This is a genomic window from Agromyces selenitireducens (assembly GCF_052748465.2).
This window is the reverse complement of sequence record NZ_CM188259.1, coordinates 3,376,667-3,389,328: the sequence shown is the minus strand read 5'-3', so window position 1 is coordinate 3,389,328 and position 12,662 is coordinate 3,376,667. Positions and strand designations below refer to the sequence as shown.

17 protein-coding genes are annotated in these 12,662 nt (G+C 74.5%); 9 read left to right on the top strand and 8 right to left on the bottom strand.

Features of this window, described 5'->3' with window-relative positions:
* Positions 1-50 precede the first annotated feature (50 nt).
* On the top strand, positions 51-1,067 hold the full coding sequence (locus ACULK4_RS15905) for an arginase family protein (RefSeq protein ID WP_445963362.1): 1,017 nt from the start codon (positions 51-53) through the stop codon (positions 1,065-1,067).
* 48 nt (positions 1,068-1,115) lie between these two features.
* Positions 1,116-1,598: a SixA phosphatase family protein gene (locus tag ACULK4_RS15900; protein WP_445963361.1), complete on the top strand. Its 483-nt coding sequence runs from the start codon at positions 1,116-1,118 to the stop codon at positions 1,596-1,598.
* A 33-nt stretch (positions 1,599-1,631) separates the two neighbouring features.
* Here ACULK4_RS15900 and ACULK4_RS15895 read toward each other — a convergent pair whose 3' ends face one another.
* On the bottom strand, positions 1,632-2,327 hold the full coding sequence (locus ACULK4_RS15895; protein ID WP_445963360.1) for a GNAT family N-acetyltransferase: 696 nt from the start codon (positions 2,325-2,327) through the stop codon (positions 1,632-1,634).
* Between the two features lie 129 nt (positions 2,328-2,456).
* Between ACULK4_RS15895 and ACULK4_RS15890 the strand changes: the two genes are divergently transcribed.
* From ACULK4_RS15890 to ACULK4_RS15875, 4 genes are read left to right on the top strand one after another with little or no spacing between them, the layout of a single operon-like run.
* Positions 2,457-3,563, top strand: a complete 1,107-nt coding sequence (locus ACULK4_RS15890) for a ThiF family adenylyltransferase (protein WP_445963359.1) — start codon at positions 2,457-2,459, stop codon at positions 3,561-3,563.
* Positions 3,563-4,762, top strand: coding sequence for a molybdopterin molybdotransferase MoeA (locus ACULK4_RS15885; protein ID WP_445963358.1), 1,200 nt, complete (start codon positions 3,563-3,565; stop codon positions 4,760-4,762). The genes ACULK4_RS15890 and ACULK4_RS15885 overlap by 1 nt, the downstream gene beginning before the upstream one ends.
* Positions 4,759-5,913, top strand: a complete 1,155-nt coding sequence (gene moaCB / locus ACULK4_RS15880; protein ID WP_445963357.1) for a bifunctional molybdenum cofactor biosynthesis protein MoaC/MoaB — start codon at positions 4,759-4,761, stop codon at positions 5,911-5,913. The genes ACULK4_RS15885 and moaCB overlap by 4 nt, the downstream gene beginning before the upstream one ends.
* Positions 5,906-6,400 carry a molybdenum cofactor biosynthesis protein MoaE gene (locus ACULK4_RS15875; RefSeq protein WP_445963356.1) on the top strand — a complete coding sequence of 165 codons (495 nt, stop codon included), beginning with the start codon at positions 5,906-5,908 and terminating at the stop codon, positions 6,398-6,400. Before moaCB ends, ACULK4_RS15875 begins: the two co-directional genes overlap by 8 nt.
* Positions 6,401-6,491: 91 nt before the next feature.
* Here ACULK4_RS15875 and ACULK4_RS15870 read toward each other — a convergent pair whose 3' ends face one another.
* The 5 genes from ACULK4_RS15870 to ACULK4_RS15850 are packed head-to-tail and all read right to left on the bottom strand — an operon-like array spanning position 6,492 to position 10,036.
* A complete protein-coding gene (locus ACULK4_RS15870) occupies positions 6,492-6,746 on the bottom strand; it encodes a MoaD/ThiS family protein (protein WP_445964131.1) in 255 nt (84 codons plus the stop codon).
* A gap of 16 nt (positions 6,747-6,762) precedes the next feature.
* Positions 6,763-7,830, bottom strand: coding sequence for a GTP 3',8-cyclase MoaA (gene moaA / locus ACULK4_RS15865; protein WP_445963355.1), 1,068 nt, complete (start codon positions 7,828-7,830; stop codon positions 6,763-6,765).
* Between the two features lie 51 nt (positions 7,831-7,881).
* Positions 7,882-8,142, bottom strand: coding sequence for a DUF6457 domain-containing protein (locus tag ACULK4_RS15860; RefSeq protein WP_445963354.1), 261 nt, complete (start codon positions 8,140-8,142; stop codon positions 7,882-7,884).
* Complete coding sequence (gene mobA / locus ACULK4_RS15855; RefSeq protein ID WP_445963353.1) at positions 8,139-8,786, bottom strand: molybdenum cofactor guanylyltransferase; 648 nt, start codon at positions 8,784-8,786, stop codon at positions 8,139-8,141. Before mobA ends, ACULK4_RS15860 begins: the two co-directional genes overlap by 4 nt.
* On the bottom strand, positions 8,783-10,036 hold the full coding sequence (locus tag ACULK4_RS15850; protein ID WP_445963352.1) for a molybdopterin molybdotransferase MoeA: 1,254 nt from the start codon (positions 10,034-10,036) through the stop codon (positions 8,783-8,785). Before ACULK4_RS15850 ends, mobA begins: the two co-directional genes overlap by 4 nt.
* A gap of 109 nt (positions 10,037-10,145) precedes the next feature.
* On the opposite strand from ACULK4_RS15850, the gene ACULK4_RS15845 reads away from it, so the two are divergent.
* The 3 genes from ACULK4_RS15845 to ACULK4_RS15835 are packed head-to-tail and all read left to right on the top strand — an operon-like array spanning position 10,146 to position 11,802.
* Complete coding sequence (locus tag ACULK4_RS15845) at positions 10,146-10,739, top strand: sulfite oxidase-like oxidoreductase (RefSeq protein WP_445966956.1); 594 nt, start codon at positions 10,146-10,148, stop codon at positions 10,737-10,739.
* Positions 10,736-11,545, top strand: coding sequence for a ferredoxin reductase (locus ACULK4_RS15840; RefSeq protein WP_445966955.1), 810 nt, complete (start codon positions 10,736-10,738; stop codon positions 11,543-11,545). Before ACULK4_RS15845 ends, ACULK4_RS15840 begins: the two co-directional genes overlap by 4 nt.
* The gene (locus tag ACULK4_RS15835) at positions 11,545-11,802 is read left to right on the top strand and encodes a DUF6510 family protein (RefSeq protein ID WP_501043328.1); all 258 of its coding nucleotides are present in this window, start codon (positions 11,545-11,547) and stop codon (positions 11,800-11,802) included. Before ACULK4_RS15840 ends, ACULK4_RS15835 begins: the two co-directional genes overlap by 1 nt.
* A gap of 1 nt (position 11,803) precedes the next feature.
* Here the strand turns inward: ACULK4_RS15835 and ACULK4_RS15830 are convergent, their stop codons facing one another.
* Both ACULK4_RS15830 and arr read right to left on the bottom strand, forming a co-directional pair.
* On the bottom strand, positions 11,804-12,154 hold the full coding sequence (locus tag ACULK4_RS15830; protein WP_445966543.1) for a DUF2200 domain-containing protein: 351 nt from the start codon (positions 12,152-12,154) through the stop codon (positions 11,804-11,806).
* 48 nt (positions 12,155-12,202) lie between these two features.
* A complete protein-coding gene (gene arr / locus ACULK4_RS15825) occupies positions 12,203-12,631 on the bottom strand; it encodes an NAD(+)--rifampin ADP-ribosyltransferase (protein ID WP_445966542.1) in 429 nt (142 codons plus the stop codon).
* Between the last annotated feature and the right edge of the window lie 31 nt (positions 12,632-12,662).

The window sequence follows — 12,662 nt, the reverse complement described above, 5'->3', positions numbered from 1 at the left end:
TCCCGACGAGCGCTCGGCGCGCGGCATCCTTCGTTGCTACCGTCGGTCGCATGACCGAGACGGCGTTGTCGCACGATCCGCTCTGGCCGCGCGCGGGCGACTGGCCCGCGTTGGACGCCATGCGGGCCGACGCGCGCGCGGCCCTGGCCGTTCTCGGCGTGCCGGCGTTCCGCACCTCGCTCTCGCCGACGAACGCGCACACGACGCCCGCGGCGATCCGCGGCGCACTGCGTCGCTACAGTCCGGCACTCGCGCCCGACCGCTCGCGGGACCTCGGCGCCGACCGTCCCTCCGGCGTGGTCGACCTCGTCGACCTGGCCGTGGTGGATGCGGGGGACGTCCACGAGCCCGACGGCGACGATGGCGAGGAGCGGACCCGCACCCGGGTCCGCGACGCGCTCATGCGATCCGAGGCGCTCATCGCGCTCGGCGGCGACAACTCGATCACGTTCGCGACCGCCCTCGGCGCGTGGGGCGACGATCTCGGCACCGCCGGGCTCGTGACCATCGACGCGCACTACGACCTCCGTGACGGGATCTCGAACGGCTCGCCCGTTCGCCGGCTGATCGAGGCCGGCGTCGACCCGACGCGGATCGTCCAGATCGGGATCCAGGACTTCGCGAACTCGGCGGCGTACGCGCGGCGGGCCGCCGACCTCGGCATCACGGTCATGCACCGCGACGAGCTGCATCACCGGTACCACCCGTCGATCGCGATGGCCGAGGCGCTCGAGATCGCGGGGGCCGCCGGCGGGCCCGTCCACCTCGACGTCGACGTCGACGCGTGCGACCGCTCGGTCGCGCCCGCGTGCCCGGCCTCGGTGCCCGGCGGCCTCGCGGCCTGGGAGTTGCGCGCGCTCGTGCGGGCGGCAGCGCTCGACGCGCGCGTGCGCAGCGCCGACCTCGTCGAGATCGATGCGACGACGGATGCCCCGGACGGCCGCACCGTGCGCCTCGCGGCGCTCTGCGTGCTCGAGTTCGCGGCGGGCGTCGCGTGCCGGCTGATGCCGGGCCCCGCCGAGCCCACCCCGATCGACCCCAACCCGATCGACCCCGGCCGAGGATGACGTGCCCTGCGCCGTGACGCGCGCGGCGCGCGATGGCAGACTCGGCGCATGAAGACGCTCGTGCTCGTCCGCCACGCGAAGTCGGCGTGGGGCGATCCGTCGCTCGCCGACCACGACCGCCCGCTCAACGCGCGCGGCCGTCGCGACGCCCCGGAGATGGGCCGTCGCCTGCGGGAGCGCGGCATGGTCCCCGACGCCATCGTGTCGAGCACCGCGGTGCGGGCGCGCACGACGGCCGAGGCGATCGCGTCGGCGCTCGGCGTCGACGCGGCGACCCTGCGGCTCGACGAGCGGCTCTACGGATCCTCGCCCGAGACGATCCTCGACGTGGTCGCGGAGCTCGACGACGACCTGTCGACGGCGATGGTCGTCGCGCACGACCCCGGGCTGTCCGACCTCGCCTCCCGGCTGTCGGACGAGATCGAGCACATGCCCACGTGCGCCGTCGCGGAGTTCCGATTCCGGGCGTGGACGTGGGCGGAGCTTCCCGAGTCCGAGCCGGTCGACGTGCGCTTCGACACGCCGCGCTGATCGGGATCGCGACCCCCGCGGGCGGGCCCCGCGTCAGGCGGTGGGAGGCACCGTCTCGCCGCCGGCAGACGCGCTGCCGCTCGGCCGGTCGTCGCGCATCGCGCGGTACCGCTCGGCGCTGAGGACCGTGAGCCGCTCGCCGTCGCGCTCGCCGACCTCCTCGAACCCGAGCCGTGTCGCGAGCAGCAGCGACGCATGGTTGCCCTTGGTCATCACGGCCTCGACGACGGCCGCGTGCATGCGGTCGAACGCGAGCCCGAGCATGCCCTCGGCGGCCTCGCGGGCGAATCCGCGCCCCTGCCATTCGGGACCGACGAGCCAGCCGATCTCGAGTCGGCGCGTCTCGGGCTCGAGCGATCGCAGGTGCAGCGACACGTCGCCGACGAGCCGCCCCTGGTACTCGATCCCGAGCGCGAGGAAGTCGTTCAGCTGTTCGAGTCGGGTGTGCCTGGTCCGGTGCATGAGGTGGATCCAGGACTCGACGCGAGACCGCAGCGGCCAGGAGAGGTGCTCGATCACGGCCGGATCGGACTGCCACGCGTACCACGTGTCGGCGTCGGCCAGGCGATGCGGACGGAGGAGGAGCCGCTCGGTGCGGATCACGGGGGAGCGGACGGGATCGGCGACGCGCGCGCCGCGCATGAAGCGGGGCCGTCGGGGCAGCAGCGACCTGACGACGTGCCCGAAGCCCGCGCCACGCTCCGGCGTCGCGTCGCCCGTTCCACTCATCGGCGGCCCCCTCGTGGTCGCTATGCCCACCATTCTTCCGGAATACCGGCTGTGAGAGCGCCTCATGTCGGCCGGGTTGACAACGGGATGGGTGGCCGGTCGTCCCGGGAAGGCTGCGACAATCGGAGCATGCCGCCACTCGACCCGGCCTCACCGCGGTACGCCCGCCAGCGCGTGCTTCCCGGCTTCGGCGCCTCCGGCCAGCAGCGTCTCGCCGACGCGCGCGTCGTCGTGCTCGGCGCGGGGGGACTCGGCAGCGCGGTCGTCCCGATCCTCGTCGCGGCCGGCGTGGGCCGCCTCACGGTCGTCGACGACGACCGGGTCGACGAGACCAACCTGCACCGGCAGATCCTGCACGCGCCGGCCGACGTGGGTCGCCTCAAGGTCGAGTCGGCGACGGATGCCGCGGCCGCGCTGTCGCCCGACGCGCTCGTCGTGGCCGTGCCGCACCGCTTCGTCGAGTCGAACGCCGACGAACTGCTCGCGGGCGCGGACCTCGTGATCGACGGCACCGACGACATCCTCACCCGGTACGTCGCCGACGCCGCCGCGGCGCGGGCCGGGATCCCGCTCGTGTGGGGCTCCGCGGCGCGCTTCGGCGGCCAGGTGGGCGTCTCGTGGGTGGCGCGGGGCGTGTCGTACCGCGACCTCTTCCCGGAGCCGCCCGCCGACGACGGGCTGAGCTGCGAGGTCGACGGCATCCTCCCCTCGGTGTGCACGGTCACGGGCGGTCTCATGGCCGGCGAGGCGCTCAAGGTGCTCACCGGGATCGGCGAGCCGCTGCTCGGGCGGGTCGCGGCGTACGACGCGCTCTCGGGACGCACGCGCGAGATCGTCTACCGGCGTGCGGCGCCGGCGTCGGCGCCCGTCCCCGCCGCTGGTCGAGGAGGACGTGAAGCGCCCGTCTCGAGACCCGCGATCACCGAGGTCGACGCGCTCTCCCTCGCCGCCGAGCTCGACGGCGGCGCGACGCCCGTGCTCCTCGACGTCCGCGAGCCCTGGGAGGCCGAGATCGCCGCCATCGACGGCTCCGTGCTGATCCCGCTCGGCGACCTCGGGGACCGGCTGGGCGAGCTCGATCCCGCGGCATCCGTCGTCGTGTACTGCCACCTCGGCGTCCGGTCGGAGTACGCCGCGAGGGTGCTCGCGGGCGCCGGGTTCGCCGATGTGCGCAACCTCGCGGGCGGCATCGACGCCTGGTCGCGCACGGTCGACGGGGGCGTGGTGCGGTACTGATGGCCGATCGCATCCCCGTCGACGAGCACGCCCGGTTCGTCCGGTCGCTGCTCGCCCCGCTCGGCGCGCGACCCAGCGAGGTCGTGCCGCTCGGCGAGGCCCTCGGGCGCATCACCGCGTCGCCGGTCGAGTCGCCGCTCGACCTGCCGCCGTTCCGCAACTCGCAGATGGACGGGTTCGCGGTGCGCGCCGCGGACCTGGCCCCCGCGCCCGTGACGCTGCCGATCGCGGGCGAGGTGGCCGCCGCCCCGGGTTCGCCCGCGCCGCTCGCGCCCGGCACCGCCGTGCGCATCATGACCGGGGCGATGGTGCCCGACGGCGCCGACGCGGTCGTCCCGGTCGAGGACACCGAACCCGACGGCGACGGCGACGGCGTGCGAATCCTGCGGGGTCGCGCAGCGGGCGAGTACGTGCGCGAGGCCGGATCCGACCTTCCCGCCGGCGCCGACGTGCTGCCCGCCGGCGTGCGGCTCGCGTCGCGGCACCTGGCCGCCGCCGCGGCATCCGGCCTCACCCGCCTGCTCGTGCGGGAGCGCGTGCGCGTCGCGGTCGTGAGCACGGGCAGCGAGCTCGTCCCCCCGGGCGAGCAGCTCGGGCCGGGCGAGATCCCCGACGTGAACGGCGTGGCGCTCGAGGCCGCGGTGCGTGCGACGGGCGCGGTCGTCGTCCACTCCGCGCGCGTGCGCGATGACGTCGGACGGCTGCGAGGGGAGCTCGACGCGGCGATCGCCGCGGGCGCCGAGCTCGTCCTCACGAGCGGCGGCATCTCGAAGGGCGCCTACGAGGTCGTGCGCGAGCTGCTCGAACCGCTCGGCGCATGGGTCGGCTCGATCGCGATGCAACCCGGCGGTCCCCAGGCCACGGCCGTGTACCGCGGCGCGCCCGTCATCGCGTTCCCGGGCAACCCCGTGAGCGCGCAGCTGTCGTTCGAGCTCTTCGTCGCGCCGACGCTGCGCGCGATCGCCGGGCTCCCGCCGGCCCGCACCGAACGGATGCCGTTGGCCGATCCCGTGCGGTCGATCCCCGGCAAGCGGCAGTTCCTCCGCGGCCGACGGACGGACGACGGGCGGGCCCTCCCGGTCGGCGGCCCGGGGTCGCATCTCGTGGCTGCGCTCGCCGCATCCGACCTGCTCATCGTGATCCCCGAGGACGTCGAGGCCCTCGACGCGGGCGACCCGGTCGATACCGTGGTCCTATGAGCGAGCTCACGCATCTCGACGACGACGGCCGCGCACGCATGGTCGACGTCGGCGGCAAGCCCGTCACGCGCCGCGTCGCGATCGCCGAGGGTCGCCTCGACACGACCGCCGAGGTCGTCGGACTGGTCCGGAGCGACGGGCTGAAGAAGGCCGACGTGCTCCCGACCGCGCGTATCGCGGGCATCCAGGGCGCCAAGCGCACGAGCGAGCTGATCCCGCTCGCGCACATCGTGCCGCTCGACGCGGTTTCGATCGACTTCGGCTTCGACGAGGCGGCGATCACGATCCGCGCGACCGCGTCGACGACTGCGCGCACCGGGATCGAGATGGAAGCGCTCACCGCCGTCGCCGTCGCGGGCCTGACGCTGCACGACATGGTGAAGGCCGTCGACCCGGCCGCGCGGCTCGGCGGCATCCGCCTGGTCGAGAAGCGCGGCGGCAAGCGCGGCGTGTGGCGAGCGGATGCCGCGGGGCCGGCCGCCGCCGACGCCGAGATCGAGCACGATGCGTCGACGGAGGCCGCGTCGTCCCGCCACGCGGTCGTGCTCGTCGCCTCGACCCGCGCCGCCGCGGGCGTCGCCGCCGACACCACCGGCCCCGTCATCGCCGCCTGGCTCGCCGAGCGGGGACTCGATCCGGGCTCCCCGCGCGTCGTCGCCGACGCCGACCTCGCGGATGCGCTGCGCGAGGCGGTCGCCGAGTCGCCTGCGGCGATCGTCACGACGGGCGGCACGGGCGTGAACCCGACCGACCGCACCCCCGAGGCCACGCGTGCGGTACTCGACCAGGAGCTGCCCGGCGTCGCCGAGGCCATCCGCGCCGCGGGCCGCGCCGCGACCCCGACCGCTGCGCTGAGTCGCGCGCTCGCGGGGGTCGCCGGGCGAACGATCGTCGTCAACCTGCCCGGTTCGCGCGGCGGCGTCGCCGACGGCCTGGCGGTGCTCGCCGACCTCCTTCCGCACCTGCTCGACCAGGTCGCCGGCGGTGACCACGCACCGCGCGCCCCGCAGGTGAGGCACGCCGACGCCGACGCCCTTCCGCACCCGCGCCACCCGGAGGACGGACCCGGCCACGTCGCGCACGGCGCATCGGCGGCGCCGGTCGCGGGCGAGGCCGACCGCCTCGAGCACGGAGGAGCCCCGCATGCCTGAGCCCCGAATGCCCGAGCCCGGCAGGCCCGAGCCCGGCAGGCCCGAGCCCGGCAGGCCCGAGCCCGGCAGGCCCGAGCCGGGGGTCCTGGCACTCGTCACCGACGCGCCGCTCGACCGCGCGGCGATCGAGGCGTTCGTGCAGTCCCGGCAGGACGGTGCGCTCGTGACGTTCGAGGGCGTCATCCGCGACCACGATCACGGCGAGGCGGTCACCGCACTCGACTACTCGGCGCACCCCGAGGCCGAGCGCTTCCTGCGCGAGACGTGCGCGGAGGTCGCGCGCGAGACGGGCCTGCGGGTCGCAGCCGCCCACCGCGTGGGGGCGCTCACGGTCGGGGACGTCGCCCTCGTGGCATCCGTCGCCGCACCCCATCGTGCCGAGGCGTTCGCCGCGTGCGCGCTGCTCGTCGACCGCATCAAGGAGCGCACCCCGATCTGGAAGCGCCAGCACCTCGACGGCGGCGCGACCGAGTGGGTCAACCTCTGAGCGGTGTCACCCCGGCGGTCGAATCGCCGGGTCCGCAGCGAACGGACCTCGAGATGCGGGAGGACGCAGCGTCTCGGCGGCGCAGCCGGGCTCAGCCGCCGGCGAACGGGGGCAGCACGTCGACCTGCGTGCCGACGGGGGTCGCGGGGTCGCGGCGCACCACGCCGTCGACGAGGAACGAGCCGTTCGCGACGACCCGCGCCATCGGGGCGCCGTAGCGCGCGACGAGCGCGTCGCGCAGCTCGCCGAGGGTCGGCGCCGCGTCGAGCCGTTCCTCCTCGACGCCCGCGGCCTCGGCGGCCGCCGCGAAGTAGCGGACCAGCACCGTGCCCGTCGCGGTGTCCATCGTGCTCGTCGTGCCGTCAGCCACCGATGCCTCCCATCGTCCGCACCGGGCGCACGAAGTCGACGTCGTCGATGCCGTGCCCGGCCTTCTTCGCCCACATCGCGGCCCGCCACCGGTCGGCGAGCTCGGCGTCGGACGCGCCCGACCGCAGCATGCCGCGCAGGTCGGTCTCGTCGTCGCCGAACAGGCACGAGCGCACCGAACCCTCGGCCGTGAGCCGGGTGCGGTCGCAGGCGCCGCAGAAGGGCCGTGTCACCGACGCGATGACGCCGACCGTCGCCGGCCCGCCGTCGACGAGCCACTCCTCGGCGGGCGCCGCCGGGTCCTCGCGGCCGACCGGCTCGAGCGCGAACCGCGTACCGAGTTCGGCGAGCAGTTCCCCGGCGTCGACCATGTTGGCCCGGCGCCACGCCTCGTCGGCGTCGAGGGGCATCTGCTCGATGAACCGCAGGCGGCATCCGTGCTCGATCGCCCACGCCAGCAGGGCCGGCGCGTCGTGCAGGGTCTCGCGCATGAGCACCGCGTTGACCTTGAGCGGGCCGAGCCCCGCGCGGTGGGCACCGGCGATGCCCGCGAGCACGGCCGGGAGCCGGTCGCGGCGGGTCAGCCGGGTGAAGTGCTCGCGGTCGAGGGTGTCGAGCGACACGTTCACGCGCGACAGCCCGGCGTCGCGCAGCGCCTCGGCCTTGCGGTCGAGCCCGATGCCGTTCGTCGTCATCGACAGCGGCGCGCCGGGCGCGGCGAGCGCGCTGAGGCGCACGATCTCGACGAGGTCGGGACGTGTGAGGGGCTCGCCGCCCGTGAAGCGGATCTCGCGCACGCCGAGCTCGTGCACCGCGATGCCGACGAGCCGTGCGATCTCCTCGGGCGACAGCAGCTCGTCGCGCGGGATGACCGGCAGGCCCTCGGCGGGCATGCAGTACGTGCACCGCAGCGAGCACGCCGAGGTGATCGAGATGCGGAGGTCGTGCGCCACCCGGCCGAAGCGGTCGACGAGCCCCGTGACATCCGGTCGGCCATCGGTCGAGGGCGCGGCCGACGGCTCCCGACGCAGCGTCGGGATGCCGAGGGCGATGGCGGTCATCCCTCCACGATACGCACCCTCACGTTTCCGGGCGGTGACGTGACCGAATCGTCAGGATTCGTCCATGTGCGCCTCGGCGGCATCGCCCAGGCGCCTGCTGAGCGAGGTGAGGTCGTCGGGGCGGCCCGCGCCGACGGCGAGGCCGAGCAGGAAGGTCGTCACGGGCGCCGCCGGACGGGCCACGCCGTGGGCCGCGCGGCGCGCGAGGTCGAGCACCTCGGCGACGGGCACGTCGGCGGGGTCGATGCCGAGCAGGTCGGCGGCCTCGGCGACCCAGTCGTCGAGCACCTCGGGCGCGAGCGGTTCGGTCATGGCGTTCCCTCCGGTCCGGTGGAGCGGGAGAGGTCGCCCCACGTGTCGATGTCGTGCGTGCTGCCTTCGTCGGCGACGGTGGCGAGGTCGAGGGATGCCGCGAGCCGGCGCATCGCGGCGCCGTGCAGCGCGGCGCGGTCGCCGGCCGGTTCGGCGATCGCGTCGAGTGCCCCTTCGAGAGCCGACCGGGAGTACACGGCCGCGAGCCACTGCGTGCGACCGGACGCGTCGACGAGGCACACGCCGTCGGCGTCGGGATCCGCCGACCGTGCCGCGACGAGTCGGGCGACCGCGGATCGGGCGTCGGGCATGTCGCAGGCGAGCACGAGGACGTCCTGCTGCTGGTCGCGGAGCTGCGAAGCGGCGTCTCGAGACCCGGTGTCTCGACCACCGAGGGCCTCGAGCCCCGCCGCGAGCGCCGCCACGGGGCCGCCGAACGGCGGGTCCTCCTGCGCGTGCAGGCATCCGTCCGCTTCGAGCTCTTCCGGGCCGACCACGACGATGCGTTCGCAGCCCGCCCCACGGGCGGCGGCGATCGCGATCGAGAGCAGGCGCTGCCCGCCGACCATGAGGTCGGGCTTGCTCACGCCGCCCAGCCGGGTCGCGCGTCCGCCGGCGAGGATGACCGCGTCGAGCGTGCTCATCTCGTGATCGCCACCTCGACGAGGTCGTCCGCGGCGACGTCGGTCACGTCCTCGGGCACGATCGCGAATCCGTCGGCCGACGCGAGCCCCGCGGCGAGGTGCGATCCCGCCCCGCCCGCGGTCGCCGGTCGCACCGCGGGGAGGCCGTCGCGCACCTCGAGCGCGACGGGCATGTACTGGCGGCGCCCGGCGGGGGAGCGCCATCCGTGCTCGACGACCGCCCGCCACGTCGGTCGGCGCACGTCGGCGCGCCCGAGCATGCGGAGCAGCGCTGGCCGCGTGAACACCTCGAACGACACCGCGACGCTCACCGGGTTTCCGGGCAGCCCGAACACGGGCGTGCCGTCGGGCAGCACGCCGAACGCCTGCGGCGTGCCCGGCTGCATCGCGACGCGCGCGAACCCGACCGTGTCGAGTTCGCCCAGCACCTGCCGTACGACGTCGTGCGCGCCGACGCTCACGCCGCCCGCGAAGACGACGAGGTCGCATGGATGCCGCCCATCGAGCCAGTCGCGCAGCGCCTGCGGGTCGTCGGAAAGGCGCCGGACCTCGCTCGCGACGCCGCCGGCCTCGGCGACGAGGCCGGCGAGCAGGAGCGAGTTCGAGTCGTGGATGCGGCCGCGACCGAGCGGAGCCCCGGGTTCGACGAGCTCACTGCCGGTCGCGACGACCGCGACCCGCGGTGCCACGGCGACGGGCAGCTCGGCGAGGCCGGCCGCCGCGGCCGCCGCGATCCGCCGGGCGTCGAGGACGACGCCGGGGTCGAGGAGGCGATCGCCCGCGTGCAGGTCCTCGCCGCGGCGACGGATGTGATGGGCGGGCCGGGGAGCGGCGAGGACCGCGACCCGCTCGGTCGCGGCATCCGTTCGCTCGACGGGCACGACCGCGTCGGCGCCCTCGGGGATCGGCGCGCCCGTCATGATGCGCGCCGCCTGCCCCGGACCCACGGTCACGTCGCCGGCCGATCCGGCCGGGAGGTCGGCGATGACGTCGAGCACGACCGGCGCGTCGTCGGCGGCCGACGCGACATCCGCTCGCCTGACGGCGTAGCCGTCCATCGCCGAGTTGTCGAACGAGGGCAGGTCGACGCGGGCGTCGACGGATGCCGCGAGCGTGCGCCCCGCGGCATCCGCGAGTCGCACGGTCTCGACCCGTCGCAGCGGCGCGACGGTCGCGAGGACGCGCTCGAGGTGCGCCTCCACCGAGACCTGGGCAGCGACGCCGTGGGGCGCCGGCGTGAACGTCGCCATGTCCCCACGGTAGCCCTCGTGTCGACGACTCGACCCGCCCGTGACATGGCGGGCCCGTGTCATTAGTGTCGAACCCGACGGCGTCCGACCCGAGCGGGAGGAGACGGACATGTCGTTCATCACGAGGGGTTTCACGGGGCGCGGGCGCGAGCGGGACGACCGATTGCCGCCCGGGCAGACGCTGGTGAGTGACTTCCCGGTGCTGTCGGCCGGGCCGACGCCGGACATCGACACCGCCGACTGGTCGTTCACGATCCGCACGGAGACGGGCGCCTCGCGCTCGTGGACGTGGGACGAGTTCATGGCCCTGCCGATCGAGGACGTCACGACCGACATCCACTGCGTCACGCACTGGTCGAAGCTCGGCACCGGATGGCGCGGCGTGTCGCTCGACACGCTGTTCGAGGACGTCGAGACCGACTTCGAGTACACGATGGCGCACAGCTACGGCGGGTACACGACGAACGTGCCGCTCGAGGACCTGCTCGACGGCAAGGCGTGGGTCGCGTTCGAGTTCGACGGCGAACCGCTCGACCCCGAGCACGGCGGGCCCGCGCGCCTGCTCGTGCCGCACCTCTACTTCTGGAAGAGCGCGAAGTGGGTGAGCGGCCTCGAGATGATGGCCGAGGACGAGCCCGGGTTCTGGGAGCAGAACGGGTACCACCTGCGGGGCGACCCGTGGAAGGAGGAGCGGTACTGGTGAGCGCCGACGGGGCCGCACCGCCGGTCGCGTCGGCGGGCGCGTCGCCGCGCTCGGCGCTGCGCGCGGTGCCGCGCGCCGGATGGCATGTCGCCACGGTCGCCGCGACGCACCGGGAGACGCCGAACGCGACCCGTATCGAGCTGGACGTCGACGGCTGGCCCGGCAACGAGGCCGGCCAGCACCTCGACGTGCGGCTCACCGCGCCCGACGGGTACACCGCGACCCGCTCGTACTCGATCGCCTCGTCGGGCCGGTCGACGCGGGTCGTGCTCGCGGTCGACAAGCTGCCCGACGGCGAGGTGTCGCCGTACCTGGTCGACGAGCTGCGGGCCGGCGATCAGCTCGAGGTGCACGGTCCATTGGGCGCGTTCTTCGTGTGGCGGCCGGCCGCGGTGACGGATGACGCGCGCCCCGTGCAGCTCATCGCCGGCGGCTCCGGGGTGGTGCCGCTCTACGCGATGGCGCAGGCGCACGCCGACGCCGACGATCCGACGCCGTTCCGGCTGCTGTACTCGGTGCGCACCCCCGACGACGTCTACTTCGCCGACGAGTGGGCGGCGCTCGCCACGGCATCCGCACCCCTGCAGCTGGGCCTCGTGTACACGCGGCGTGCGCCCGACGGTTGGTCGGCGCCGCCCGGGCGCATCACGCGCGAGGCGCTGGCCGCCGCCGTGATCCCGCCCGCCGAACGGCCGCGGGTCTACGTGTGCGGCTCGACGGGCTTCGTCGAGCGCGTCGCCGACTGGCTCGTGGAACTCGGCCACGAGCCCCGCGACATCCGCACCGAACGATACGGAGGCACGTGATGACCGGTCACCTCGACGGCAACGCCCTCGCCGGCCCGCTCGCCGACTTCTTCTCGTTCGACATCACCACCACGACGGGCCGGTGCAACGGATGCGGCACCGTCGCCGAGTTCGCGCGCGCGATGGTCTACGTGAGCGGCGCCGGCACGGTCGTGCGATGCGCGACGTGCGACAACGTGCTCGCCGTGCTGGTGGACACGGGGGAGCGGGCATGGATCGACCTCGCCGGGGTCAGCGCGATCGAGGTGCGGAGGTAGCTCAGCCGCGCAGGATCGACGCCATCTTCTTGCCGCGCGCGACCTCGTCGACGAGCTTGTCCATGTACCGGATCCGCTGCATGAGCGGATCCTCGATCTCCTCGACTCGGACGCCGCAGATCACGCCCGTGATGAGCGTCGCGTCGGGGTTGAACGCCGGCGCCTTCGCGAAGAAGGCCTCCATGTCGCGACCGTCGGCGATGGCCTCCTCGAGGCTCGCCTGGTCGTAGCCGGTGAGCCAGCGGATGACCTGGTCGACCTCATCCCTGGTGTGGCCCTTCCGTTCCGCCTTCTGCACGTAGAGCGGGTGGATGCGCGCGAAGCTCATCCCGAAGATCCGGTGTCCGGCCATGATGCGGTGTCCCTTGGTTCGATCAGTCGGTTCGATCAGTCGGTTCGATCAGTCGTCGATGACGTCGAGGCCCTGACGCTCCAGGGCGTCGAGGTGGTCGCGCATGGCCTGGACCTGCTCGGGCGGGTGCCCCGCCCAGTCCACGACCTCGCCGATGACGCGCACCGGCTCGCGCGTCCGGTACGACCGTGTGGGGTTTCCGGGGAACCGCTTGTCGGTCACGTTCGGGTCGTCCTCGAGAGAGCCCGTCGGTTCCACGAGGTAGATGCGGCCGCGGCCCTCGCCCGCGGCGAGTTCGGCGCCCCACACGGCCGCGTCGAGCGTCTCGGTGAGGTAGACGTGGTTCGCCGTCCGCTCGCGGCCGTAGTTCGACCGTCGGCCCGGTTCGAGCACCTCGCCGATCGTCAGGTCCGCCTTCGTGCCATGCAGGTAGGCGCCCGACTCATGGATCTCGAACGGCGTCGGTGCGTTCGTCATGTGCACACACTCCCTATGTCGTTCGGATCGG